The organism is Chlorobiota bacterium, assembly GCA_016710285.1.
In the GTDB taxonomy this organism is placed as follows: domain Bacteria; phylum Bacteroidota; class Ignavibacteria; order OLB7; family OLB7; genus OLB7.
This window is the reverse complement of record JADJXR010000001.1, coordinates 4,103,931-4,130,635: the sequence shown is the minus strand read 5'-3', so window position 1 is coordinate 4,130,635 and position 26,705 is coordinate 4,103,931. Positions and strand designations below refer to the sequence as shown.

Annotated in this window: 13 protein-coding genes; 8 read left to right on the top strand and 5 right to left on the bottom strand. The window is 51.5% G+C overall.

Annotated elements, in window-relative coordinates; all coding sequences use genetic code 11:
• Positions 1-255 precede the first annotated feature (255 nt).
• The 6 genes from IPM61_15480 to IPM61_15455 all read left to right on the top strand — a co-directional run bounded on the left by IPM61_15480 (position 256) and on the right by IPM61_15455 (position 11,619).
• Positions 256-5,823 (top strand): SBBP repeat-containing protein, encoded by a 5,568-nt coding sequence (locus IPM61_15480; GenBank protein ID MBK8912712.1) that lies wholly within the window; start codon positions 256-258, stop codon positions 5,821-5,823.
• A 122-nt stretch (positions 5,824-5,945) separates the two neighbouring features.
• Positions 5,946-7,652 (top strand): DUF4397 domain-containing protein, encoded by a 1,707-nt coding sequence (locus tag IPM61_15475; protein ID MBK8912711.1) that lies wholly within the window; start codon positions 5,946-5,948, stop codon positions 7,650-7,652.
• Positions 7,653-7,933: 281 nt separating this feature from the next.
• A complete protein-coding gene (locus IPM61_15470; protein ID MBK8912710.1) occupies positions 7,934-9,076 on the top strand; it encodes a DUF4397 domain-containing protein in 1,143 nt (380 codons plus the stop codon).
• Positions 9,073-9,639 (top strand): T9SS type A sorting domain-containing protein, encoded by a 567-nt coding sequence (locus IPM61_15465; GenBank protein ID MBK8912709.1) that lies wholly within the window; start codon positions 9,073-9,075, stop codon positions 9,637-9,639. The genes IPM61_15470 and IPM61_15465 overlap by 4 nt, the downstream gene beginning before the upstream one ends.
• Before the next feature lie 280 nt (positions 9,640-9,919).
• Positions 9,920-11,233: a DUF4397 domain-containing protein gene (locus IPM61_15460; protein MBK8912708.1), complete on the top strand. Its 1,314-nt coding sequence runs from the start codon at positions 9,920-9,922 to the stop codon at positions 11,231-11,233.
• A complete protein-coding gene (locus tag IPM61_15455; protein ID MBK8912707.1) occupies positions 11,200-11,619 on the top strand; it encodes a T9SS type A sorting domain-containing protein in 420 nt (139 codons plus the stop codon). Before IPM61_15460 ends, IPM61_15455 begins: the two co-directional genes overlap by 34 nt.
• 101 nt (positions 11,620-11,720) lie before the next feature.
• On the opposite strand, the gene IPM61_15450 is transcribed toward IPM61_15455, so the two are convergent.
• On the bottom strand, positions 11,721-14,741 hold the full coding sequence (locus tag IPM61_15450; protein MBK8912706.1) for a HEAT repeat domain-containing protein: 3,021 nt from the start codon (positions 14,739-14,741) through the stop codon (positions 11,721-11,723).
• A gap of 142 nt (positions 14,742-14,883) precedes the next feature.
• Positions 14,884-15,750 (bottom strand): prolyl oligopeptidase family serine peptidase, encoded by an 867-nt coding sequence (locus IPM61_15445; protein MBK8912705.1) that lies wholly within the window; start codon positions 15,748-15,750, stop codon positions 14,884-14,886.
• Between the two features lie 124 nt (positions 15,751-15,874).
• On the opposite strand from IPM61_15445, the gene IPM61_15440 reads away from it, so the two are divergent.
• Positions 15,875-16,777, top strand: a complete 903-nt coding sequence (locus IPM61_15440) for a hypothetical protein (protein ID MBK8912704.1) — start codon at positions 15,875-15,877, stop codon at positions 16,775-16,777.
• An 80-nt stretch (positions 16,778-16,857) separates the two neighbouring features.
• Positions 16,858-18,072, top strand: a complete 1,215-nt coding sequence (gene kbl / locus IPM61_15435) for a glycine C-acetyltransferase (GenBank protein ID MBK8912703.1) — start codon at positions 16,858-16,860, stop codon at positions 18,070-18,072.
• Between the two features lie 75 nt (positions 18,073-18,147).
• Here the strand turns inward: kbl and IPM61_15430 are convergent, their stop codons facing one another.
• The 3 genes from IPM61_15430 to IPM61_15420 form a co-directional block, all read right to left on the bottom strand.
• Positions 18,148-19,509 carry a vanadium-dependent haloperoxidase gene (locus tag IPM61_15430; protein MBK8912702.1) on the bottom strand — a complete coding sequence of 454 codons (1,362 nt, stop codon included), beginning with the start codon at positions 19,507-19,509 and terminating at the stop codon, positions 18,148-18,150.
• A 34-nt stretch (positions 19,510-19,543) separates the two neighbouring features.
• Positions 19,544-23,044, bottom strand: a complete 3,501-nt coding sequence (locus IPM61_15425; GenBank protein MBK8912701.1) for a VCBS repeat-containing protein — start codon at positions 23,042-23,044, stop codon at positions 19,544-19,546.
• Positions 23,045-23,145: 101 nt separating this feature from the next.
• Positions 23,146-26,676 (bottom strand): VCBS repeat-containing protein, encoded by a 3,531-nt coding sequence (locus IPM61_15420; GenBank protein MBK8912700.1) that lies wholly within the window; start codon positions 26,674-26,676, stop codon positions 23,146-23,148.
• Between the last annotated feature and the right edge of the window lie 29 nt (positions 26,677-26,705).

Below are 26,705 nucleotides of genomic sequence, written 5' to 3'. Positions count from 1 at the left end.
AAAGGAGGGTATAACAATGGCTCCATAGTTCAAGCCACCTGCACCAAGAAGCCTTTTGCCGATGAAGCAATGGAAACGTCTGCGTTGCAGCGCATTCGTTAAGACCTTCGGAACATTCAGTCTATCCCTATGGAGCCAGAAATGGTCCCATGCGGAGTTCGTTGATAGCAAATCCAACACTAACAATTGAACCTAAAGTACAACTGGGAAGCGGATCCATGCAACGGTATCTGCTTCTCGGGAGGGACATAACCTATGAAGATTCACAAAACAACACGCCGCGCTGCGGTGGCAACCGCACTTTTGACAGCAATAGCAACCGGATGGTGGTTGCTCAGCAACGATACCAAAACTCCAGAAACCCATATCACCGATGCTGAAACTGCTGTTCCGGTAGTGCCAGTATCGAACCGAGGAACAAAGGAGGAGATGATGAATAAAGCTCGCGACTTTGCACAAAAGAAAGAACTGCTGTTTGTTCAAAACAGCGGCCAAGTGAAGGACGACCATGGCACTATTCGCTCCGATATTGACTTCACTGCGGAAGCTGGGAACCTGCGGCTTTACCTTGATGCTGGGCGTATCAGTTACGTGTTTACCCAGCATGAGCAAGCAAAGGATAGTAAGGAAGACAGTGCCAAACAGGAGTTGTCCCATCACAACCACACGCATTCGGCAACGGAAAACGTAAAGGTTTGGAGAATGGATATGGAGGTAGTGGGGGGTGCGGCCAATCCAACAGTTACGGCAACGGATACAGCCATTGAAACGCGGAATTACTACGTGGCAGGGAAATCGGTGCAGAACGTCCGCACGTTCCGGACGGTGGTGTATCATGGTATTTATCCACAGATTGACCTACGGCTGCGCACGTCTGGAAAACGGATGAAATACGAGTTCATCGTGCATCCGGGTGGGGATGTTGGGGATATTCAACTCCGTTATAACGGTGGAACAGCAACGGCGATGGGCGATGGAAGCCTGCGAGTTGAAAATCCTTTGGGGTACATCGTCGAAGAAGCCCCTGTAACCTACCAGACCGCGAATCCGCTCACCGGAAATGAAGCCGCTGAACCAGTAGAAAGCCGGTTTATCCTGAAGGAAAACACGGTACGGTTTGGCGTTGATGCTTACGACCACTCCAAAACATTGGTGATTGACCCCGACGTGCTGTGGGCAACGCTCTACGGTGGAAGCGGAAGCGATGAAGAGTATGAAGGAGGGGTTTGCGCCATTGATGGAAATGGCAACGTAGTTTTTGGCGGGAACACCGTAAGCACAGATTTCCCAGTAAGCGCAGGGGCGTTACAGTCAACGAATAAAGGAATTACAGATGTTGCTATTGTCAAAATGAATGCAATCGGGGGGAGAATTTGGGCTACATATATTGGCGGTTCACAAGAAGATTGGATACATGGTATCGCAATCAACAGCAGTAATGAAATTTACTTAGCTGGGCATACCGATCGTCCTGCTGATGGGACTGCTGAGTTTCCAGTGGGTGGTGGTTCAGCACATCAAACAGCACGCACCGGAGCAAAGCCAGGAGAACTTCCTGGGGGACAGCCAGATCGTGACGCATTTTTGATGAAGTTAAATGGTAATGGAGGGAAGATTTGGGCAAGTCTCTATGGAGGCCCTCAACCGGATGATGCTTATGGGTTGGCACTTGATTATAGTGGTAACCCAGTAATTACAGGGTTTACTGGAAGCACGTACAATATCTCAACCGATCAGAACCAGAGTCTTAAAAATGATCTAGACCCTACTTGGGATATTGATATGTACGTTGCCAAATTTACTCCATCAGGAGCACGTACATGGGGAACATATTATGGCGGCACTGGATACGAAAGCATTGAATCAGGTAGTATTACGGAAGAGAGCTATGACATTGCTGCGACTGCTAATCGAATCGTTATTACGGGCTGGACCTCAAGCTCAGATATTCCATTAGGAGAGCCAACAAAAGTATATCAGACAACAAATGTTTCTGGTATCAGTGCTTTTGTTGCAATGTTCGATAACCCAAATACAGGAAATCCTACCTTACAATGGACAAGCTATTTGGGCGGCGATAATTGGGATATTGGGTATGGAGTGATTTTTGACGGAGGTGATGTCATTGCTACGGGATTTACAGCATCTACTGATTTCCCAACGAAGCAGGCGATAACAGGGCAAACCACGCTAAAGGGTGATCGTGACGCGTTTGTCACAAAACTGGTTGGAGACATCACCACAATTCAAGCGAATCAGAATTCACAGCACTTAAAGTGGTCAACATATTTGGGCGGAAGTGGTGCGGAGATTGGCTTTGACCCAGTAATTGATGCTCAAGGAAAATTATGGCTGGCTGGTTGGACAAATAGTCAAGATTTTCCAACTTCAGGAGCTGGAGTTGTGCAAACTAAAAATGCAGGTGCTGTGGGAACTGCTGATGCGTTCCTTGTCCAACTTTCTCATAATTCCACTAACGTAGTATTGGATTGGGGAACATACTTTGGTGGCTGTGGTGAAGATTTTGGCACTGCACTGGCTATACGCGATGATGTAATAGTGATGGTAGGAGAAACTGACAGCAAAGATTTTCCAACGACAGTCGGTTCTTTTCAGCCGACACTGAGTGGAACCGCTTCTGATCTTTTTGTTGTACGGTTTGGCGAACAAGGAGATGATTGGAGCACGTACCTCGGTGGAAATTCCTTAGATGTCGGAACTGGTATTACCACCGACCGTGACGGCAATGTGATTGTCACAGGATTTACCTGTAGTGGCGATTTTCCAACAACGCCCGGTGCTTACCAAGAAGACTATGTTGGTATCTATCCACAAAACGATGCCTTTGTTGCAAAATTCTCGCCACAAGGTGAACGGCTTTGGATTACCCAATACGGCGGCACTAAAGAAGATGCTGGGTACGATGTTGGCGTTGATGATGCTGGCAATATCGTTATCGTTGGCAATACCGAAAGTACAGAGTTGGGAACAGCAGGAGATGGTGTCAAGTACTCGCTTGCCGGAGGTTTTGATGCCTTTATCGCAGAATTTTCACCAGATGGGGATCGCTTATGGGCATCATACTTTGGCAGCACTGGTGCTGATCGCGGATATGGCATTGCCGTTGCAGGGAACGGCACTATTACCATCGTTGGTGAAACAAGTCCGGGAGGGAATATTCCTGTGGCAAGCGTTGCCGGTGTACAATCAGGTAGAGGCGGTGGCAAGGATGGGTTTGTTGCCAAATTTAATCGTTCGGGAACAACCACGGTCTCCAGAACATTACTTTGGTCAACCTATTATGGAGGAACCAACGATGACATCCTCCATGGCGTTGACATGGACGACAACGGCACAATGGTTGTTGCTGGCGAAACCCGCAGTAGTAATATCGGATTAACCACAGGAGTTGTTCAGACTACCCTTGCTGGGCCACGCGATGCGTTTGCCGTAAAATTTGGGTTAGAAGCGAACGGCAATGATTTGGGAGGGAGAAAATGGGCAACACTCTATGGAGGCAGCGGCTCGGATGGAGCCTACGATGTTGCGCTTGATAGAAATGGGGATGTTGTTCTGGTAGGGGAAACCTTTAGCACAAATTTTCCTGTCAGTACGAACGCACATCAAAAAACAAAATCAGGAGGGGGTGGTTCACCAGACGGATTTGTTGTAAAACTGAATGGTTCCACTGCTGCGTCGGCTGTGTGGGGAACATATTTGGGAGGATCAACTCCTGATTATTTCTTGGGTGTAGCTATTGATCCTTTTAATAGCGTAGTAGCAGTTGGTGGAACAAACTCACCAAACTTCCCAACAGCCCCAGTTACGCAAGGAAGCAAAACTAGTGGGATCAACATGGATGTTATCATCTTCACTTTGAACTCTGCTGGTAAAGCTCTCTCTCGAACATTTACTGGTGGAAGCGGGGATGAGGTTCAATATCTAACAGTTAAACATACCGATGTAGCTGTAGATATGGTTGGTGATGTAGTAGCCACCGGGGTAACAACCAGCTCCGATTTCCCTGTTACTGCTGGCTCATTTGATGAGAGCTATAATGATGGTGATGGAGATGCCTTCGTTTCTAAATTCCATCGTGACTACGAGCCGGAACTCTCAACCTATTATGGTGGAGGAAGTAGTGCATCCCCATCAGGTAACCCTGATGACTATACTACTGATATTGCATTGGACAACGTCGGTAACACTATCATTACAGGGTATTCAATCTGTAGCGATTTACCGCGGCAAATTGGATTAGGAAACTCTGGTGGTTTTGATGCCATCATTGCAAAGATTGATCCTGAAGGACGAGTACGTTGGACTGCGGTTTTTGGTGGATCAGGAACAGAGTTTGCCCATAGTGTTGCGGTTGATGCCAACAATGATATTGTTGTCGTTGGGGAAACAAGTACCAACAACATTTGGCCTAACGTTCTTCCTGTTACGCCACCTCTGCAAACAATCTATGGAGGTGGATCAACAGATGGCTTTGTGCTGAAACTGGATGTATGCGGTAGCATTCGATGGGCCACCTACTATGGCGGAGCCGGGCTTGATGCAGTCTATAGCGTTGCTATCGGAAAGAGTCGGCTAAGTGGCAAACAGGAGGATATCCTGATTACTGGGATCACACGTAGCGGGAACCTACCAGGTGTTGTTCCTTTTGGCCCTCCTGGAACTCCTGGCAATGTTCTCAATCGCGGAAATTCGACAACAGCAAGCGACGGATTCATTGCCCGATACTATCCAACCGGAAATCGAATTTGGGCATCATATTATGGCGGGAGCCAAGACGATCAAGGGAACGGAATTCATGTGAAAACCGTTGACTTCCAACAACCCGAAGGACAGCAAGAAATTATTGCGGTCGTGGGGCAAACAGAGTCAGTGCTTGATCTTCCAATGGCAGGTAACAGCCTATTCCCAATCTTGATTGGAAAAGTTGATGCCTGGTTTGCAATCTTTACCGATGTGCCAGGAAATCCCCCTATTACTCTACCATCACCGATCCTCCGCTATGCTACCTATTATGGTGGCCACGATGATGATAAAGCGGAGGATGTAGTGATTGATGGTTCTGGAAACATTGCATTTATCGGCGGAACAGAATCCTTCGATTTCCCCACCTCGTGCAATAATCCCATGTTTCCGAATGAATCACGAGCCTATCAATCAACGCAAGGGAGTTTCCTGATCTACGATGCTTTCATCGTGAAATTCAATCATCAGCCACAAACTCCGGCATTATGGGACCGGTTCTGGGCAACTTACTATGGTGGTGCCGGAATTGATTTCGGTTATGCGATTGCTGTCGATGCCAATAATGACTTGTTGATTGGTGGTTCTACCAGTAGCCCCAACTTCCCTGTTGTTGGTGCCGCAACTTTACAGAAGACCTATCAGGGAGGAGGTAGCGATGGCTTCCTTGCCAAACTTAATGGGACACCAGCACCAGCACCATTTACTCCATGCAATGCGGCCCCTCCTCCGGCAGGAGCTGGTATCCCAATTTGGTCCGGGTATTTAGGAGGCACTGCTCAGGATGCTATTGGGAGTGGAACCGGTGCGCCTTCAACCCCACCTCGTGGCGGAATTGTTGTTGATGCTACAAATACACTTTACACCAGTAGCTCAACATTAAGTGCTGATTTCCCTATTGGCAATGGTCCATACCGCCGCAGGGCAATTGCTGGAATGGATATCGCTATTACAAAACTAAAGGGGGATGGAACGGCCATCTTAAAGACCAAGGGGCCATCTCAGCCCCCGGCTATCCTTCGGCAGCCTTCGACCCAACAGCCAACGATTGATCTTCGATAACCTTAGACTGTAGGCTATAGTGCGGTGGTGTTCTTCTCAGAAATGAGAGGGACTCACCGCTCCTGTAGCCGCAGTGCTGTAAACAGTCCCACCAAGTACTCAATTATACAGGAGAAGAACCGATGAGAACCTGGACAGTAATCAATGGCATAGCCCTTTCATTATGCCTATGGTGCGTAAGCAACACAGCTATAGGTCAATCAAACCCCTCACGTTTGCGTGTTGCCAACTTTATAGAACGCTCCCCAGTCGAAGGGATAGACATTTACCTAGATGATGAATCAACGCCGATTGCAACAAACCTCCGGTTTGCTGAAGCCTCCAGAGCATTACCGATCAGTGTAGGAGAACATCGGGTACGGGTAGTTGCTACCGGGGGAACTCCGCAACAAGCATTGTTTGATGAGTCCTTCATCACGACATCAGATTCATCCTATGTGGTCTATGCCGCCCGCACCCCCGGCGATACGTTGCGTGGAATTGTGATGGCGCGATGGCTATCGGAACCATACCCAGAACGAACCGTGCTGATCTATATGCTCCACCTTGCTCCCCGACTTGGTAAGGCACATATTGATTTCAAAAATTGGGGAGGAGATGGATCCGCTCAAACCTACACGTTTGCCAGTAGAGCAAGTGGTGAGTGGCGGCGGTATCCAGTACCCGAAGGAAAGATCGAAACGGATATAGATCCAACGAAGATTAAGGAGTTCAACAAGTTTAGCACACAGTATTTAGGGGGACCGATCTTGACGTTTATTGTTACGGGTGCAGCAACCGATACCTCGTTAGCAGTCTATGAGTTAGCGGAGTTAGACACAACTGAGCAACGCCCAGTGAAGAAGCAACGCCGCCGAGGCGAAGAAGATGGGGCGGTTCGATTCGTGATCTTAACACCAGATATTCTTAACCGCACCCAAGAAGAAGCAGCTCCAAATTTTGGAGGGGGAGCGGGAGCCAGCACTGCACCAAATGTAAGCGGAGTTTTTCGAGAGGCTATGCAAGTTTCAGATGATTTTTTAGGTCTATTGCGGGTACGAAGCAGGATATATGAAGGGATCCCAACCAGGGAGTTACAGCGATTAGACGATACAATCATGGTGAATAAGGATACGCTGTACACCTACTACCTCGTTGGAACAGCAAAGGACTCCTCGGCAACTCAGGTGATTCTGCATAGCTCATTAACAGCACGCCCGTCAGCAGGAAAATCATGGGTGCGCCTACTCCATGCTGGGGCTGACCTTGGTAGAGTAGATGTTGAGTTGCGGTATGCAGATGGTAGTATCCGTCAGATTCTTGATCTTGAATATCAAGCGTGGGTTGACTATGAAGAGAGTACCGCTGGAGTCATAGAAGTACGTGTAAGTCGTGCAGGAAGCAACCAGCAGTTACTTTGGAGTAGTGGTAGGATAGATGAAGATTCAGTCTATACGCTAATCATCAGCGGGATAGTCAAAAATAGTTCTATGGGGATCAATCGTTTAAGTGATCTGGATATGAACGCGCAGCTTCCGATCCCGTTATTTACAGCAACAGTAGGAATTAAAGAGCAGCAAGAGCAAACCTCCAGTATGAAGATTTTCCCGAACCCTTCGCGGGATGAGTTTGCGGTGGGGTATGTATCATCGGGGAGGGGTGAGGATAGGATAGAGGTGGTGGATTTGTTTGGTCGCGTGGTGCTGCGCCGTGAGGTTGGTGCAGGGATCGTTGGGGAGCGATTGGTGGGTATCCGCACGGAGGGCTTATCAAGCGGAAGCTACCGTGTTCGAGTGATAGATGGAGCAGGAATGGAGGTAGGATCGGGTGGGGTGATGGTGGTGAAGTAGATGAGAAGCCTTGGGGGATACCGCCGCACGGCAATTGCTGGGAAGGATATTGCGGTTACGAAAATGAAAGGCGATGGAACCGGAGTGTTGAAAATTAACGGTGATGGCGGATCGCAACCATCAATGGGTGCACAGCCATTACCAGCCACGGAGTTTGATTTACGCTAATAGATCATCGCTTCTCCTGCCATACCCTTGTGATGATACCATCACAAGGGTATGGTGAGGGGGGAGAGAGAGAGTACGCCATATTCACCATAAACCTTAGCAGGAGCCAGTAGATGAAAGTCCTATACACCATCGCGATGATGCTTGTTGGCATAGTAATGGCCGACCAGAACGCATACAGCCAGGCAATGATACCCCGGTTACGAGTGGCGAACTTCATGGAGAACGCCCCTGCGGAGAAATTAGATTTTTATGTTGACGACGAAGCAACACCGTTTGCAAGCGGACTGAGATTTGCTGATGCATCAGCGTCAGTGCCAATTTCCGTTGGAAGTCATAGGGTCATTGCCGTAGCATCGGGTGCACCGAAAAGTGAAGCGATCTTTACCGAAGAGGTGATGGTGACATCGGACTCGGCCTTTACCCTCTATGCGGTGCGAACACCGGGGGATACGATTAAAGGAATAATTGGTAGCTACGCGAATATCAACAAGGTCAATGGAAATAGGAGAGTACGTGTCGGATTTATGCATCTATCGCCAACATTAGGAACGGTGTCTTGTCGGTCACTCTCTGCCAACGGTAATCCACTATTTGTTGTACCTGATTGGACATTTGGAAAAAAAGGATTAGCTGGTGGCACTCCCTCATCGTTAGTCACAGAGGGATTATTACGTTCAACATTATCAGGCGATAAAATCTCAAATGCAAATATTTTTACTGATCAATTTATAGGAGAACAAGTAGTGACGTTCATTATTACAGGATCACCGGCTACAAACAACCTTGCTATTTATACGCTACATGATAGTGATACAGGAGAGCAACGTCCGATACATAAGCAACGCTACGCCTATCAAGGGGATGGTGGTATGCGGTATGTGGATTGTGTGCCAGATGAATTTACAGGAGATGCGGCTGGGCGTAGATTTATCAGCACTTCTATTGCATACTGGAATCGCGAGACTGCCCAATTTCTTGGAGCAACAACAGTGGTAGATGATCTATTAGGACCGACCATTACGCAAACCTACGTTGGACTTGATGGCCCTGCCGAGCAATTCCAACTTCTGTACGACACGGTCAATGTTCGTACCGACACACTCTACACGTTGTTTTTAGTGGGCACCGGGATGGATAGCAATGTCAGCACAGTAATCCTACCAACCAACTGGAACAACCGCCCTGCACCCGGGAAGGTTCGGTTTCGGTTATTCCACACAATTCCCGATGTAGGGAGTGTGAACTGTCCATGAAATTCAGCGATGGGGAGGAACGAATGGTTCAAGGAGTAGGGTTCAAGGGGCATAGCGAGTATATCGAGGTATCGGGTGGCCCGGTAACGGTGCGGTGCTTGCAAGCCGGAGGAGGGAAGGTGTTGTTCGAGAGCCGGGGGATATTGCCGTACGATTCCACCTACACGCTGCTTCTAACTGGGATGGAGAAGCGGAAGACGCTGGGGAGCACCCTGCTGAACGACAGCTACAGCGGCTTGCAGAGGCCGATGGTTCAGTTCAGCACAGTGGCAACGGGTGCTGAAGCAGAAGTGAAGGGGGTGCGTGGCGTAGGTATCTGGCCGAACCCTTCACGGGATGAGTTTGTGGTGGAGTATGTATCATCGGGGAGGGGTGAGGATAGGATAGAGGTGGTGGATCTGTTTGGTCGCGTGGTGCTGCGCCGTGAGGTTGGTGCAGGGATCGTTGGGGAGCGATTGGTGGGTGTCCGCACGGAGGGCTTATCAAGCGGAAGCTACCGTGTTCGAGTGATAGATGGAGCAGGAATGGAGGTAGGATCGGGTGGGGTGATGGTGGTGAAGTAGATGAGAAGCCTGGTGAGGATACCGCCGCACGGCAATTGCTGGGAAGGATATTGCGGTTACGAAAATGAAAGGCGATGGAACCGGAGTGTTGAAAATTAACGGTGATGGCGGATCGCAACCATCAATGGGTGCACAGCCATTACCAGCCACGGAGTTTGATTTACGCTAATAGATCATCGCTTCTCCTGCCATACCCTTGTGATGATACCATCACAAGGGTATGGTGAGGGGGGGGGGAGAGTACGCCATATTCACCATAAACCTTAGCAGGAGCCAGTAGATGAAAGTCCTATACACCATCGCGATGATGCTTGTTGCCATAGTAATGGCCGACCAGAACGCATACAGCCAAGCAATAATACCTCGGTTACGAGTGGCGAACTTCATGGAGAACGCCCCTGCGGAGAAATTAGATTTTTATGTTGACGACGAAGCAACACCGTTTGCAAGCGGACTGAGATTTGCCGACGCATCAGCGTCAGTGCCAATTTCCGTTGGAAGTCATAGGGTCATTGCCGTAGCATCGGGTGCACCGAAAAGTGAAGCGATCTTTACCGAAGAGGTGATGGTGACATCGGATTCGGCCTTTACCCTCTATGCGGTGCGAACACCGGGGGATACGTTGCGGGGGATAACATTTGGCCGGACATTAACGCCAGTGTATAAGGAGTTTAATAATTTAATTATTGGGGTATTTCACGCTTCGCCGAAATTAGGCGAGGTTCGATTAATGGGTCGTGATCCTAACGAGAAAAATGTGTTTGCGTCACAACTGTGGTTTGCGCGTCGGGGAATTAATGGAGAATTAGCGTATTTTTTACAGCAGGAGACGCGAATAACGTCAACGCTATTGATAGATAATCAACCGACGAATATTTATTTCACGGGCCAGTACATTGGACCGCAAGTGCTGACGATGGTAATTGTTGGAACAGTAGCGGAGAACACGCTTGGGTTCTATATGGTGCATGATAGCGATACGTTGGAGCAACGCCCGGTGGAGAAGCAACGGTATGCGAATCAAGGGGATGGTGGTATGCGGTATGTGGATTGTGTGCCAGATGAATTTACAGGAGATGCGAGTGGTCGCCGATTCATTCGTTCTCTTATTGCATACTGGAATCAGGGTGCTCAATTTCTTGGAGCAACAGGAGTTATAGATGATTTATTAGGCCCCACAATCACCCAGACGTACGTTGGACTTGATGGTCCCCCCGAGCAATTCCAACTGCTGTACGACACGGTCAATGTTCGTACCGACACACTCTACACGTTGTTTTTAGTGGGCACCGGGATGGATAGCAATGTCAGCACAGTAATCCTACCAACCAACTGGAACAACCGCCCTGCACCCGGGAAGGTTCGGTTTCGGTTATTCCACACAATTCCCGATGTAGGGAGTGTGGACCTGTCCATGAAATTCAGCGATGGGGAGGAACGAACGGTTCAAGGAGTAGGGTTCAAGGGGCATAGCGAGTATATCGAGGTATCGGGTGGCCCGGTAACGGTGCGGTGCTTGCAAGCCGGAGGAGGGAAGGTGTTGTTCGAGAGCCGGGGATATTGCCGTACGATTCCACCTACACGCTGCTTCTAACTGGGATGGAGAAGCGGAAGACGCTGGGGAGCACCCTGCTGAACGACAGCTACAGCGGCTTGCAGAGGCCGATGGTTCAGTTCAGCACAGTGGCAACGGGTGCTGAAGCAGAAGCGAAGGGAGTGCGTGGCGTAGGTATCTGGCCGAACCCTTCACGGGATGAGTTTGTGGTGGAGTATGTATCATCGGGGAGGGGTGAGGATAGGATAGAGGTGGTGGATCTGTTTGGTCGCGTGGTGCTGCGCCGTGAGGTTGGTGCAGGGATCGTTGGGGAGCGATTGGTGGGTGTCCGCACGGAGGGCTTATCAAGCGGAAGCTACCGTGTTCGAGTGATAGATGGAGCAGGAATGGAGGTAGGATCGGGCGGGGTGATGGTGGTGAAGTAGATTCCTTCCATTGTGGCTTGGCAAGAAAGTGGGGGGAGAGAGAGAAAGGATTCTCCTCTATCTCTCCCCCCCCACCTTTTTCCGATAGGCCGTTGATTCCCTCACTTCTTCTTTTTGGACTTCGATTTCTTTCCCGTTTTTTTCTTCCCCTCGCTTGTGGAGGTCGCGGTGTCGGTGGCTGCGTCGGTTGTGGCTTCAACCGTGCTCTCCTTTCCCTTGTGCTTCTTCTCCTCCTTTGCTTCTTTTTTCGCTTCCTCTTTCAAGGTTTTTTGCAGGTCAATCGCCCGGTAAATCTCGAACAACACCGCCGAATTTTTCTCCTCCTTCTTCAGCTTTGTCACCCGTTCCAGAAGCTCCAAGTCTTTCCAGCCGATAGCAAGGCGCGCGCCTTCAACGCGGTAGGTGGCGTTGGGGTCGGCAAGCAAGCCGTCAACAAGGCGTTTGCGTTGCACCGGCAGGGTGATTTTTGCGGCAAGGGGGCTAAGCAGGTCGTGGGTGTATCCGTGGCGTTGGCGCAGCAAGGCATCGGCAAGGAAGGGGGCAATGCTATCAATTGCTCGCATCCCCAGCCCAATTTGAATTTGGTAGCGGACAATCTGGCTGGGGTCGTTCGTTAGCGGAAGGATCAGGGTTTGTAGCTCGGTGCTGTCGGCAATGTTCACCAATGCCCGCGCCGCGCGCCCGCGAACGATTTCGACGGTGTCGCCCAGCGCACGGATCAAGTAGGGGCGTGCGGTGTCGGCTTTCATTTTTAGCAAGGCTTCGGCGGCGGTGGCGCGTATCCGCCAGTTGGTGGAGTCCACCAGCTTCCGCCCAAGCGCGATTGCTGCGGTGCTGTCCTTCATCTCACCCAACACGTACATCGCCAACCCCTGGCGCGATGGCGAGCCAAACCGGAGCGTATCAATCAACTGCGGCGTAAGTCTGCGCCCGATTTTCGGGAGGATGTAGTCGCGCAGGGCCAGTGCCTCGCGGGGGAGTTCGGTGTTGAGCATCTCCATCAGGAAGGGGATGGATGAGTCGGCGCGGTCAATGATTTTCTGGCGGGCGGGGCCAACCATGTATTGGTATTTCTGCGGCGCGGTGGAGGCCTGGATGAAGAGCGTGGGAAGATCATCGGACAATTCTTTTTCGATCTCCTCTTTGGTCTTCTCCGGCTTTTTCTCCTCAACCGGCGCGCCTGGCTCGCTCTCCTTCGGTTTGAAATTTCCGTCAAGCCCTGCACCGTAGAAGCTGCCGGTCCAAAGGGTGTCGTTCTTCCCTTTCGCGCTGCCGAAGAAGTCGTGGCCATCAAGGTCCAGGAAGATGCCGATCATGCCGAACCAGTTCCGCAAATCGCTGTAGCCCATGGTGTTGTCGCGGCGGGCGATGTAGCCATCTTCCCCCGCGCCGTCAATGAACAGCGAGATAGCGTTGGCGTTCCCGCCCCCTTGCGAAAGGGATTCCACCACATAGTTGTCATCCCCTTTCACGTCGTACAACCCGCCAAAGCCAACGTCGTGGCCGCACCCTTGCGAGACCCCGTGCGAGACGTAGTTGTCGTCGCCGGCGTTGTCCAGCACCACGCCATGGGCAAAGTGCACGCCGGCCCCTTGCGAGTATTGGAAGGCGTTGTAGCGGTCGTTCCCTTTGCGGTCAACGATTGCGCCGTAGCCGAACCAGTAGGCGGTCCCTTGCCCAAAAATGTCGGCGGTATAGTTGTCGCTTCCGGCAAGATCAGTAATGAATCCGTAGCCGGCCGAAGCCACCGGGCGGCTTCCAAGCGCGGCTCCCTGGCAGAAGGTTTCGTAGTGGTCGTCGTAGCGAAGGAAATCGGTGTAGGGGCTGTTGGCGATGTAGCTGTCGTTTCCGGCGCGGTCAATAATTCCGCCAACGCCACGGGTGTAGCCAAACCCTTGCGAGCAGAGGTGAGCCTGATAGACATCGTTGCCGGCCTGGTCAATCAGCAAGCCAATCCCGAACAGCCCCGCGCCTTCCACCGCTGTTCCGCCAACGTAGCGGTCGCTTCCTTCGGCATCGTATAAAACCCCCGTGCCGAAGTATCCGGCTCCAAGCGCAAAGTTCCCTGCGGAGTAGCTGTCGTCCCCTTTCATATCTATCAGCACCGATGCCCCGAACAAGGTTCCGCCAAAGTCAAAATCTCCGCCGATGTAGCTGTCGTTCCCGCTAAAATCCACCACCAGCGAAACGCCACGGTCGGCGGCTTTCTCCTTTGTGCGCGGGCTTGGTTTATACACGTCGTTCCCGCCAACATCAATGATGCAGTAGAAGTTTCCGGTGTAAACATCATCGCCTGGGCCGCCAATCGCCACCCTTCCAAGCCGTGTGTTCCAGATTCGGGTTTTCACGGAATCCTTCAGCTTCTCAACCTCGGGCGCGATGTTCCGCGCAAACTCCAACCCGCTGATAAACAAGTTTGCGCCGGGGCTGATGAACTGCGCGTAATCAATGTCGGCAGCGTCGGTGTTGAAAAACCGTTTTGCCCGCGCCAGCCCGTAGCGTTCGGCCATCCGCATCTCCACCGGCGTTGCTTCCCCGCCCCCTTCGGATTGCAGCACCAGCGAGTCGCAGTAGCTGACCAATCCTTGCAGCCGCTCCTCTATCAGTGCGGTGCGGGCGTTGTACATCTGCACGTCGGCCGCCAGGGTCAGCGTCAGGAATCGGCGAAGGATGAAGGCGGGGGCAAAGTCAACGGAATCCAGATCAACTTTTGCGAAGGAACGGAGCTCCCGGTCCGTTACCGATAGCCGGGGGTTGCTGAACAGGTCATCTTTCAAATCAAGCATTGCTGCGAATTGCTTGAAAAGAAGTGCGGGCTCTTCCAGCCCTTTTTCGGCAACGTTCCCCAGCGTATCGGCTAGCGCAAAGCAGATCAGGGGTTGCTCGAACATCCGTTTCACCAAGCTGAGCCGGTGGCGGTCGTCGGGGACGCGGTCCCAGCGGAGCTTCATGTCGTCGCGGGTCATCAAGATTGCCGAGAGCGAGGTGTCAATCGCCCGCATCACATAGGGGGGAAGGCTTTGCGAGGCAAGTGGAGGTGCGGCGGGAAAAACGGAAAGGGAAACAACGCAGGCCAGCAACAACGATAGGCCACGTATCGGCAGCGTCCGGTTCATCATCATGGTAAAGGGGGTTGGTAGCAACGGTTATCGTGTGCAGTTGTGTTGGATATGGAGTTGTCAAGGCAGGGGATGGCCAAAAAGCCTTCGCAAGCCGAATGGAGCAATGGCCAAAATAATCAGCCAGCGGAGAATGGAAAGGGGCTTAGTGAACAAGATGCTCAAGGAAAAACCCTTCCGTTGCATCAATCACTTGCTCGAACGCCAGCGTGGTTCCGGCAAACGGGTGGACCGTTCCAAACGTGTGCCCGGTGTTCGGTATCGGCAGATACGTGGTAAGGTCGGGCGAAGCCGCAGCGGCAATCCGCGCTCCATTGTCGGGGGAAACGGAAAGATCCTGGTTCCCATGCACCACCAGCAACGGGCGTTGAAGCCGGGCTGCGGCGGCGCAAATATCCAGGCGGTTGCCATGCTCGGCAAGGTCATCCATGAATGCGGCGTTTATCCGCATCGTCTGCCCGGTGCGTGCATTGGGAAGCTCGATGAAACCAGCATCCTTCCAGCGTTGCTTCTGCTGCTGGGTGTAGCGGTCGAACGTGCTTACCGGCCCCCAGACGGCAACCGCAGCAACCGAAGGCCGTTCGGCAGCGGCGATAATCGCGGTTCCCCCCCCGCGCGAGTGGCCAATAACCCCAAGCTGCCCAGGAAGAAGAAGGTGCGATTCCGGCAGGACTGCGCCCCCGGCAACGGCATCAATCACCTCGGCAGCTTCGCGGACTTCGCGGGAGTGGGTGTTGCTGGCAAACCGATCCAGCCGCGTGAACTCCGTCCCGTTCCCTTCAACACCGTTATGCGTGAAATTGATGCTCACAACGTAGAAGTCGGCATCGGCAAGCCGCTGGCAGGCGTAGGGAAATCCGCCCCAATCCTTAAAGCCCTTGAATCCATGAAAAAAAAGCAGCACTGGAAGCGGGCGGACCGGCTCGGTGGGAAATCGGGCGGTGCAGTGGATCCGCTCGCCATCGCTCATTGGCAGCGTAAAATGGGCGGTTGTTACGTCCAGTTGGTTCATGCCGGCCAATCTACATCGTGGCTTTAAACCGAAACAAGGTTTTGGTGGCGGCGTTGGCAATCTGGAACGAATGCTAACTTTGCGCACGGTGCGCAACGGGCCGCCAAACTCTACATCTTACTCCATGCGTTTTCAACAACTGATTGGGCGGTTTTTCCTGTTGGTGCTGCTCCTGTTTCCGGTTCTGGTTCTTGCTCAAAGCCGTCAAGATCGCCCACAACATTCAACTCAGGACTCAACCGAAGATCGTTCCGTGGCCGACACCGTTCTTCCAACACTGTGCGATTGCCCTTCGCAGAATGAGCAGGGGAGGGGGACGCTAAGTTTTGCTTGGGGCTACAACAAATCGTGGTTCAGCCGAAGCACCATCCATTTCAGCGACCACACAACCGACCAGTACGATTTCACCCTTTACAATCTTGAGGCGCACGACCGCCCAGGGCTGGAAATCGTTGGGACCAACCTCTCCAATCTCTCCGTGCCGCAGTACGTGTATCGGCTTGCCTATTTTTTCAATGATCCCAACGATCTTGGCATCGAGATCTGCTTCGACCATGTGAAATATGTGATGACCCAAAACCAAACCGCCCGAATCGAGGGGGAGATTCGTGGCAGAAGGGTCAGCACCGATACGGTTCTCAGCAACCAGTTCCTGCGGTTCGAGCATACCAACGGCGCGAATTTCTGGATGGTGAATTTCCTGAAGCGGCAGAACCTGCTGAAATCGAGCAACCGGCTCCACTGGTTGGGGCTGCTGGGGAAAGTTGGGGCGGGGATCGTGATCCCAAAATCGGACGTGGCTATCTTCAACGTGGAAACCGACAACCGCTACCACATTGCCGGTTACGTGGTTGGCCTGGACCTTGGGCTTCGGTACGATTTTCTGAAATATGGATTTTTGGAAGCAAGCCTGAAAGGAGCCTACGCCGATTACAGCGACGTTCTAACCGTAGGCGAAGGCCGCGCTTCGCACAGCTTTTTCACGCTGGAAGCAATCGTTTCATTGGGGTTTCAGGTGAATTTATGATTGATCGGCGGAAGGCATTCGGCAACAGCTTGGCTTCTTAAAAAAAACAGCAACCATAACCAACTAACCATATCAACATCATGTTCGACAAACTACGCCCGGCACTTCAGCAAGAGCTTCAAAATATCCGCGAAGCAGGCTTGTTCAAAAACGAGCGGGTGATTACTTCGCCGCAAGGGGTGGAAATCAGCGTTGAGGGGCGCGAAGGATCGGTGCTGAATTTTTGCGCAAATAATTATTTGGGGCTAAGCTCCCATCCAACGGTAATCCAAGCGGCCCACAACGCGCTTGATTCGCACGGGTTTGGGATGAGCTCCGTCCGGTTTATTTGCGGCACGCAGGACATCCACAAGGAGCTTGAACGGAAGCTGGCGGAGTTTCATGGAACCGAGGACACCATCCTGTATGCCGCTTGCTTCGATGCCAACGGCGGGGTGTTCGAGCCGTTGTTTGGCGAGAACGACGCGATTATTTCCGACTCCCTAAATCACGCATCCATTATTGATGGAGTTCGGTTGTGCAAGGCAAAACGCTACCGCTACGCCAATGCCGACATGGCGGACCTTGAGGCGCAACTCCAGAAAGCCGATGCCGACGGCTGCGTGCAAAAAATAATCGTCACCGACGGTGTTTTTTCGATGGATGGAATTATTGCCCCAATTGATAAAGTCTGTGATCTGGCCGACCGCTACGGTGCGCTGGTAATGGTGGACGAATGCCACGCCGCAGGATTTATGGGGGCAAAAGGGCGGGGCGCAACGGAGTACTGCAACGCAATCGGGCGGGTGGATATTATCACCGGAACGTTAGGAAAAGCGTTGGGTGGGGCGATTGGCGGATACACCACAGGGCGGAAGGAAATTATCGAAATGCTTCGCCAACGTTCGCGCCCATATCTGTTCAGCAACACCTTGCCGCCAAGTGTTGTTGGGGCAGGAATTGCGGTTATTGATATGCTAAGCCAAACTACCGAACTGCGCGATACGTTGGAGGAAAACACAAAATACTTCCGCGCAAAAATGGCGGAAACCGGGTTCGATATTATTCCTGGCGAGCATCCAATAACGCCGATCATGCTGTATGATGCCCCGCTGGCGCAGCAATTCGCGTCCAGATTATTGGAGGAAGGGATTTACGTGATCGGGTTTTTCTATCCAGTTGTCCCGAAGGGCCAGGCGCGCATCCGTGTTCAAATTTCTGCCGCGCACAATCGCCACCATTTGGACACCGCAATTGCAGCGTTTACAAAAGTTGGTCGCGAATTAGGTGTTCTGAAGGAAGTTGGAGCGGAGTAATAATGCGGCATCCATAGCAAAGAAGCGTGGTTGGAATTGCTCCCAACCACGCTTCTTTTTTTTAATTACGCGGAATTAGCTTGCCCGCGTGATCAATTTTTTTACGACGTTGTTGCCAATCATTTGCCCGAATCGGTTGCCCGAGTCGCAACCCTCGCGGAAATGGATACCGCCATACACGCGGCTTATGGAGGCTTCTTGCGCCGCATCCATAAAATTATTGAAGGTGCGTGCAGGGTAACCAAATGGCACTTCTGTATCGTCGGTAAATTTCATTGGGCCAAGCAGTTTGGTAAGCACTACTGCGGCAGCTGCGCTAACAGTGCTGTGGCCGCTTGGATACTCCGGGAATGATGGAGTCTCAATTAATGGCTTCCACGATGCTTGAGTGGTGGAGTCGCCAAGAAAATAGCGGTTGATATAGCTGACAGGGCGGATGGTGTTGTATTTGTATTTCGCATTCCAGCAGGAAAGGAAGCCATCAAACAAGGATATTGAAACAAGCCCGTATGCTTCAATGGTTTCCATCAAGCCCAAATTGCGCTGCTCGCACACAATTCTGGTGATGTTAATCCAATGGCTGGTTGGATTGATTTGCCGTTTTGTGGGGGTAAAATGCCCAAGGAAATCTGTTGAACCAGGCGTGTCGTTCCAGAATAGCGCGATTTCCCGCTGCTCGTCGGTCATGTTCTGGGAAATCTGATAGACCTCCTGCGCTTGTTTGTAGAATCTACTGTTCGGATCCGTGCTGAATTCTATCGGTGCCCCGGGATCAAATTCGCTAGCCGATCCCATAGACATTGGACGAACAGTGCCGATAAATGGGCCGGATGGTTCCATAAATTTTGGTGGAGTCGGTTCCCAAATGCCTGGTATTCCTCGCGGAAAATTATACTCAGGGCTTGCTTGAATTTTACCCCATCCATCCGTTTTGGCATACTTCATCAGGGCCGCAATAACTTGCTGCCCAAATGCCTTCGAGCGTTCAAAGACTTCGGGGGAAGTGGTGGCTTTCAGCTCATCCAATATGAGTGCTTCAACAGAATCAATGCTCTGGTAATAATACACCAATTTGGAGGCTACTCCGCATAATGCCGTAACGCTACTGACGCGCCAATCGTACTCCAATGCCGGATCGGCAGTTGGCATCCCAGAGATAATGTTCAATTGGCCATCTAACGTTTTAAATCCTTGGAAGCCGGAGCAGGAAGCCTGGTAGGCTGCAAGGTTTGCATACGCAAAAATTCGGCTTGCCGCCGGTGGCGAAAACGCATCGTTGATGATCGTCTCGATAATTTGGCGGTTAATCTGGTGGATATAACGGCTCCCTTCCGCGTTAGCATCTTTTGCCGTGGCGGATGGAAGAATTCCGCATCCAATAAGCATTGCTGCCAGCAAGGCGTAAAGCCTTTTGCTTTTTTTGTTCTCGTGGTTCATGGTTTTCCCTTTTATGATCTGTGTATGGATGCACTTAAAAGTTGATCTGTTTTATCTGCTTCGTCCCTTTGAACAGCGTCACCGATTGCGTTTGCGGCGTGATTAAAATCGCCCCAGAGCATTGCGAAAGATAGCCGGAGCCATACGAACACTCATACCGCCGCTGCCGACCGTCTTCTAATTTTAGAATTAGATGGGTGTATTTGGCAACATCCTCAAAACCCATCAGCTTGCCATCGGCGCTGCTGAATTGGCGTTGGAATATCTGCGACGGAGCGTTGTTGTTCACCACAATCATTGCCAGGGAGTTGGTCCCCGATTGCTGCAATGCAGTGATCCCGCGGGCATCATCATTTGCAAACAACCCGCTTTGGGTTGGAGTAAGCGGGGTAAAGTTTCCCTTGCCATCCCCTTGCAGTACCAAGCCGCTTCCGGCATCATAGCGCACAACGTCTTGGCTGGGAGCGTAAAAATTCCCGACCAATGCCAGGTCAAGGTTGCCATCGGCGTTAAAATCTTGGATTATCATTCCAAATGTTGGCGACACTTGCGCCTCGATGGGGAGTTGAGAAATTTTGAACTGCCCGTTTCCTATGTTTTCAATGTAGGAGCTTGCCATGTTCGTTGCCTCCAGACGGATCGCTGCATCCAATTTTTTCTTGTCGAAAATTTCTTGGATTGATGCCGCCGCATACGCCGCGTACGTTGGGAATTTCCGGCGAATAAATGGCGGCATTTGCGATGCCATTGTTTGGCGGCCACGGGTTGGATATTCAATCCCCCGGTAATAATAGCTGGTGATTAAATCAAGGCTGCCGTTGTCATCGAAATCGTTGGCATAAAGCCGGATTGGATGTTCTTTTGAGGCCTTCATCCGCAAGGAGGTGTTCAGCCCCAAATTTCCGGCAATGTAATCCATGTCGCCATCGTTGTCGAAATCCCCAGAAATGATGCTGTTCCACCAACCTTTCTCATGTTCCAATCCGGAGTTGGCGGTGGCATCTTTGAATTTCCCTTTATCGTTGCGGAAGACGCGAGGGGTCATCCACTCACCAACAAGCAGGATATCGGGATCGCCATCGTTGTCGTAATCGCTCCAGATTGCAGATGTCACCATTCCGACGGTGTCAAGCTCGGGGGCAATTTTTGCCGTGACGTCGCTGAATTTCCCTTTGGTGTTATTCAGCAAATAGCTGCGCGGATTCAGCGGATATTGCCCGGGAATGCACCGTCCCGCAACAAACAAATCAAGGTCGTTATCGCCGTCGTAATCGGCAGCAATAACTGATGAGCTGCTGGTGAGCATCCGCGGCAGCGCGTCGGTATTTTTCTTGAAATTCCCTTTGCCATCGTTGAAATACAGCCGATCCTGTAGCTCTGGGCTCTCTGCTTGGTATTCATTCCCGCCGCTGACAACGTACAGATCAAGGTCGTTATCGCCATCGGCATCAAAAAACAGCGCGCCCATATCTTCGCTCATCGAGTCGGCAGCGATGCTTGGTTGCTGAAGCGGCTGGAATTTCCCTTCGTCCAGTTGAATGAAGATTTTTCCGGGCTGGAATTTCCCTCCACCAACGAACACGTCCTCCCGGCTATCGCCGTTAATATCGCCAACGGCAATTCCGGGCCCATTTCGCGAAAGCCGATTGGGGAGCAACCGTTCCCGCTCGAAATCATCCCATTTGATGTTCTCGCGGTGGTTAAAATGCAATCCGTTTTCGGCGGTTATTTCGGTGAATAATGCTGGCATTTGCGGCTTTGCCTGCGGTGTCGATTTGCTGGCCTCCGATTGATTTAACGCCAGCACTTGGTTGGCGGCAACGTTCCGGAGCATCTGCTCCGTTCCATCGCTCCAGATCACACGAACCGAATCAACAGTGGTGGCCTTGCCAATTCCAAAATTGGGGATTGGTTCCACCGAAGAAAGGTAGCCGCGTGTGCGGTATGCTTCGCGAACTTGGTGGCCACCATTTGCCCACAGATCAATTCGCGCCCCAATTCCTTCGGCGTTTGGAGTTTTTCCGTTGAGTTTTATCCGCAAATAATTCCCCACGTGATTCTCGACTGCGTTGCTGCGGTAGATATAGGCAACCGAGTCAAGGTTGTTCAGCACTAAATCAAGATCGCCGTCGCGGTCAAGGTCGGCAAAGGCTGCGCCGTTGGTGTTTATCACTTGCGAAAACCCCCATTGATCGGTGATTTTGCTGAAGGTGAGGTTCCCATTATTGCGGAAGACGTAATTCTGCAGCCGAGTGGTCGGGACCAATTTCACTGCCGAAACTTTATCCATCATCGTTCGGCTGAAATTATTGATCACGTCAAGGTTGCTAACGTCGCGTTTGTAGCCGTTGGCAACGTACAGGTCCTTAAATCCGTCGTTGTCTAAATCTTCCAGCAGGCAGGCCCAGCTCCAATCGGTTTCGGCAATGCCGGAAAGAAAGGCGATATCGGCAAAGGTTCCGTTGCCACGATTGTGCAGCAGGATATTCCGCATCAACTGCGTGCTGTCGAACAAGGGGCTATAGACCGATTGGCTTCCCATGTGCCCGTGCAATCGTTTGTGGTCCTCGGGGAGCATATCCACCGCCACAATGTCCAAATGTCCGTCGTTATCAAAATCGGCAATGTCGTTCCCCATGCCGAATTCCGTGGTGTGTTTTGTGACGGATTTCGTGGAGTTGGTGAACGTTCCATTCTGATTGTTGAGATAAATAATATCCCGCTCTTCAAAATCATTGGTAATGAACAGGTCGGGCCATTGGTCATCGTTTAAATCGCCCACGCTCACGCCAAGCCCGTAGCCACGGTCGTTAATTCCTGCTTCGGTCGAGACATCGGTGAAGGTGTTGTTCCCATTGTTGCGAAACAGGCGGTCGGTTAATCCTTTCCGCGTATAATTTTCGCCGCGTGCGTCGCCATTGACAAGGATATACACGTCCAAATCGCCATCGCGGTCATAATCGAAAAATGCGGAGTGGGTGCTGCTGGGGCTGTATGCCAATCCGAAATCTTTTGCACGCTCGGTAAAGGTAAGATTCCCATTGTTGATGTATAAGCGATTGGGGCCATCTTGGCGGCAGACGTAAATGTCCATCCAACCATCAGCATTAATATCCACCATGGACACGCCAAAGCTGATCCCGTCGTTCTCCACCAGCCCAGCTTGGTGGGTGATGTCTTCAAATTTGAACTTCCCTTTGTTGATATACAGTTTATTCTGCAACTGCATTGCCGTAAAAAACAGGTCGGGAAGGCCATCGTTATTAATATCCCCAACGCCCACACCGCCGCCGTTATAAGCGTAGATGAATTCCTGGATATTGAACTCCTTCGTCTCATTAATCCGGTTAGCGAAGTCAACACCCGTTTGGGTGGGGGAGAGCAATTCGTAGAGCTGTGATTGCTGGCCCCATGATGCCGATGGAAGAAGCAGCGCAACGATTGCCGCAACCAGCACTGCTGGCAGCGGAAAACGTGCGGTTCGGTGCAAGCGGCGGGACACGTCGTCCGGCGAAGATGAATGATTGATGAGCATGATGCTGTTATTCTCCAAGTGTTTCTCCCCAGAACACCGTTCTGTGGTGCGGGTTGCCGGCTGAAAAATATGAATACGTTTTGGTTTCATGGCCTTTCGTGTCACTGTGCCTGTCCCCCTTTGGTTCCTTTGGAAAAGGAGATGGTTTTTAGAAGTTTTGCGCCACGGTACACGGTTGCTTGGGTGGCCGTTGGCGGAATAAGAATTGCGCCGGAGCACTGCGAAAGATACCCCGAGCCGATGCTGCACTCATACCGGCGTTGGCTTCCGTTGCCGAAGGTGAGCAGAAGGTGGGTGTAGCCCAGCGATTTATCCACGCTCCATAATGTTCCGGCCTGGGGTGGGAATTGGCGTTCGAACACCTGGGCCGGCGCGTTGTTGTTCGCTACCACGGCATAAAGGGCGTTGCCGGTTCCTTTGCGAACGGAGACAACTCCACGCGCATCGTTCGGCGCAAAAAATCCACTTTCGGCGATTGTCTCGGCTTCAAACCCACCTTTCCCATCCCCACGCAGCAGCAGCCCTTGCCCGGCGTCGTACTGGATTACCTCCTGATCCACACCGTGGAAATTCCCGGTCAGCAGAAGATCCAAATTGCCGTCGCCGGTGAAATCCTCGGCAATCATTCCATGCGTAGGGGAGAGTTGCGCCAGGATTGGAAGAGGGCGTATAGCAAATTTCCCCCCACCCAAATTTTCGATATAACTGCTGCTGAAGGTTGTTGCGAACAACCGCTGTGCCGAATCCAATTTCTCTTTTGAAAACATTGCCGAAAGGGGGGAGGCTGCAAACGCAGAGAAGGTTGGATATTTGCGGCGGATATAGGCCGGCATCTGGCTGCTCATGGTCGTTCGGTCGCGCATGGGGTATTCCGTTCCTTGATAGTAGTAGGACATCACCAGATCAAGGCTGCCGTTTTCATCAAAGTCGTTGGCATACAGCCGCACGGGGAATTGCTGCGAAGCATTGTGGCGCGAATTTGTATTCAGCCCCAAGTTGCCGGCCACGTAATCCATGTCGCCATCGTTATCAAAATCGGCGGCAATAATGCTGTTCCACCATCCCGTTGCTGTTTCTAATCCGGTGCTTGGGGTGATGTCTTGGAATTTCCCTTTGCTGTTGCGGAACAGCCGCGGGGCCATCCACTCGCCAACAATAAACAGGTCAACGGCGTTATCGTTGTCGGCATCGGTCCAGATCGCACCCGAGACCATCCCCACGGTTTCCAACCCAGGGGCAACGGCCGCGGTGACATCGGTGAATTTTCCTTTGTCGTTCCGCAGAAGATAGCTGCGGGGGGAAGTTGGATACGCCCCGGGGACCACGCGCCCGCCAACGAACAGATCAAGATCGCCGTCGGCATCGTAATCGGCAGCAATCACGCACGAACCGCTGGTAAGCATTCGCGGAAGCGCGGCAGTGGCGCGGGTGAGTTTCCCTTTGCCATCGTTCAGATACAAACGGTCCTGCAATTCTGATGCGTTGGCATCGAACTCATTCCCGCCGCTGACAACGTACAGGTCGTTATCACCATCGTTGTCGGCATCGAACAGCAGTGCGCCCATGTCCTCGCTGGTGGAGTCGGCAGCAATGGAGTGCTGGACGGTTTGGGAAAACGTCCCGTCCGGTTTCTGCAAAAATATCTTGCCATCAATTCCTTTTGCTCCGCCGATAAACAGGTCCTCCAGATGATCGCCATTGACATCGCCGCTGGCAATTCCGGGACCATTTTTGGAAAACCGCCGCGGTATCAGCCGCTCTCGCTTGAAGTCATCGTACTCTCCATTTTCGCGATGGGTGAATTTCAACACGTCCTTCCCTGCGTCGGTAAATAATGGAGTGATGGAAGGCGTTGCGGCCACCGTCGGCTGGGCAGATGCTTCCGACTGCGAAACGGATAGGGTCTGGTTTGTTGCCACATTGCGCAACCATTGAACGGAGCCATCGGGCCAGGTCACTTTTAGCGAATCCACAACGGTTGCGTTGGCCACGCCCATGTGGGTGATCGGCTCAACAGAGGATAGATATCCACGATTCCGGTACACCTCGCGCAATTGATAATTACCGCCAGCCCAAAGCTCAATGCGTGCCCCAATCCCTTCGGTGTTTGGCGATTTTCCGCGCAGTGCAACGCGCAAATATCGTCCAAGCGAACGTTGAGCAGCATTGTTCCGGTACAAAAACGCGACGCTGTCAACATTGTTGGTGACGATATCCAGATCGCCGTCGCGATCCAAATCGCACACAACTGCGCCGTTGGAATTAATAATTTGAGTGATTCCCCATTGATTGTTGTACTTGCTAAATGTGAGGTCTCCATTATTTCGGAAGATATAATTCTGCAAGCGGGTTGTGGGGATATTCCGGTACAAGGTAACCGGGTCCATGCGCGTGCGCTGAATATTGAATGTGATATCTAAATTGCCAACATCACGTTTATAGCCGTTGGTGACGAACAGATCCTTGTTGCCATCATTGTCGAAATCCTCAAATAACGCTGCCCAGCTCCAATCGGTTTCGGCGATTCCTACAAGCTGGCCAATGTCGGCAAAGCTGCCGTTCCCAAGATTTAATTGCAGCACATTTCGGGTCATCTGCGTGGAATCATAAATAGGGGAATAAATTGGACCAACGCCAATATGGGACATCCGGCGTTTGTGATCCTCCGGAAGCATATCAAGGCTGATAATATCTAACAGGCCATCGTTATTAAAATCGGCAATATCTGTTCCCATACTTGCTGCCGAGGTATGCCGAAATGCTTGGCGCGAGGCATCGCGGAATGTGCCGTTGTGATTGTTAAGGTAAAGAATATCACGAACATCAAAATCGTTAGCAAGGTAAATGTCGGGCCAGCCGTCGTTGTTTACATCACCGATAGCAACGCTTTGGCAAAATCCATTATCAAAAATGGCTGCTTCTTTTGTGACGTTCGTGAATGTTCGGTTTCCATTGTTTCGGAACAGCTGATCGGGCTGGCCACGAAATAAATAATCTGAGGTTGTGTTGCTTGCGCTTAGTGCTACTTGTGGGTTGTTGGATCCGCGCCCATTTAGCCCCAAATACATATCCAGATCGCCATCGCGGTCGTAATCGAAAAACGCAGCCTGCATGCTGAACCCATTCCAATCCAATCCATATTCTTTGGCCCGCTCGGTAAAGGTTCCGTTGCCATTATTGATGAATAATTTATTCGGCTCAAATTCTTTGCACAGATAAATATCTAAGTCTTGATCGCCATCAATATCTATCATCGAAACGCCGAAATGCACCCCGGTGGAGTCGGCAAGGCCAGCCGATTGGGTTGCATCGTCAAACCGGAAATTGCCGCGATTGAGGTACAGCTTGCAGGAGCCTTGCGATGAGCCAAAGAAAAGATCGGGAAGCGCGTCGCCGTTGACATCGCCAACCGCCACGCCTGCCCCGTTGTAGGCGTAGATGAAGACGTTGATGTTGTAATCCTGGGTCTCCAAAATCGGGTTTGCAAAGGTGACACCCGTTTCGCTGGGGGGGAGGAAGGTGAACAAGGGGTCTTGCTGCGCGTGCAGTGGGTTGGCAGCAACGGCAAGCAGGATGATGCAACAAAGGTTCCACCATCGCAGTTTTTGTTGAGCCATTGATCGGTTCATCATGGGCTACAATCGGTTTGTGGGTTTGAAGA

Coding starts and splice junctions, on each gene's coding strand:
- IPM61_15480 (MBK8912712.1), top strand. CDS start 256: ATGAAGATTCACAAAACAACACGCCGCGCTGCGGTGGCAACCGCACTT.
- IPM61_15475 (MBK8912711.1), top strand. CDS start 5,946: ATGAGAACCTGGACAGTAATCAATGGCATAGCCCTTTCATTATGCCTA.
- IPM61_15470 (MBK8912710.1), top strand. CDS start 7,934: ATGAAAGTCCTATACACCATCGCGATGATGCTTGTTGGCATAGTAATG.
- IPM61_15465 (MBK8912709.1), top strand. CDS start 9,073: ATGAAATTCAGCGATGGGGAGGAACGAATGGTTCAAGGAGTAGGGTTC.
- IPM61_15460 (MBK8912708.1), top strand. CDS start 9,920: ATGAAAGTCCTATACACCATCGCGATGATGCTTGTTGCCATAGTAATG.
- IPM61_15450 (MBK8912706.1), bottom strand. CDS start 14,741: ATGATGATGAACCGGACGCTGCCGATACGTGGCCTATCGTTGTTGCTG.
- IPM61_15445 (MBK8912705.1), bottom strand. CDS start 15,750: ATGAACCAACTGGACGTAACAACCGCCCATTTTACGCTGCCAATGAGC.
- IPM61_15440 (MBK8912704.1), top strand. CDS start 15,875: ATGCGTTTTCAACAACTGATTGGGCGGTTTTTCCTGTTGGTGCTGCTC.
- kbl (MBK8912703.1), top strand. CDS start 16,858: ATGTTCGACAAACTACGCCCGGCACTTCAGCAAGAGCTTCAAAATATC.
- IPM61_15430 (MBK8912702.1), bottom strand. CDS start 19,509: ATGAACCACGAGAACAAAAAAAGCAAAAGGCTTTACGCCTTGCTGGCA.
- IPM61_15425 (MBK8912701.1), bottom strand. CDS start 23,044: ATGCTCATCAATCATTCATCTTCGCCGGACGACGTGTCCCGCCGCTTG.
- IPM61_15420 (MBK8912700.1), bottom strand. CDS start 26,676: ATGATGAACCGATCAATGGCTCAACAAAAACTGCGATGGTGGAACCTT.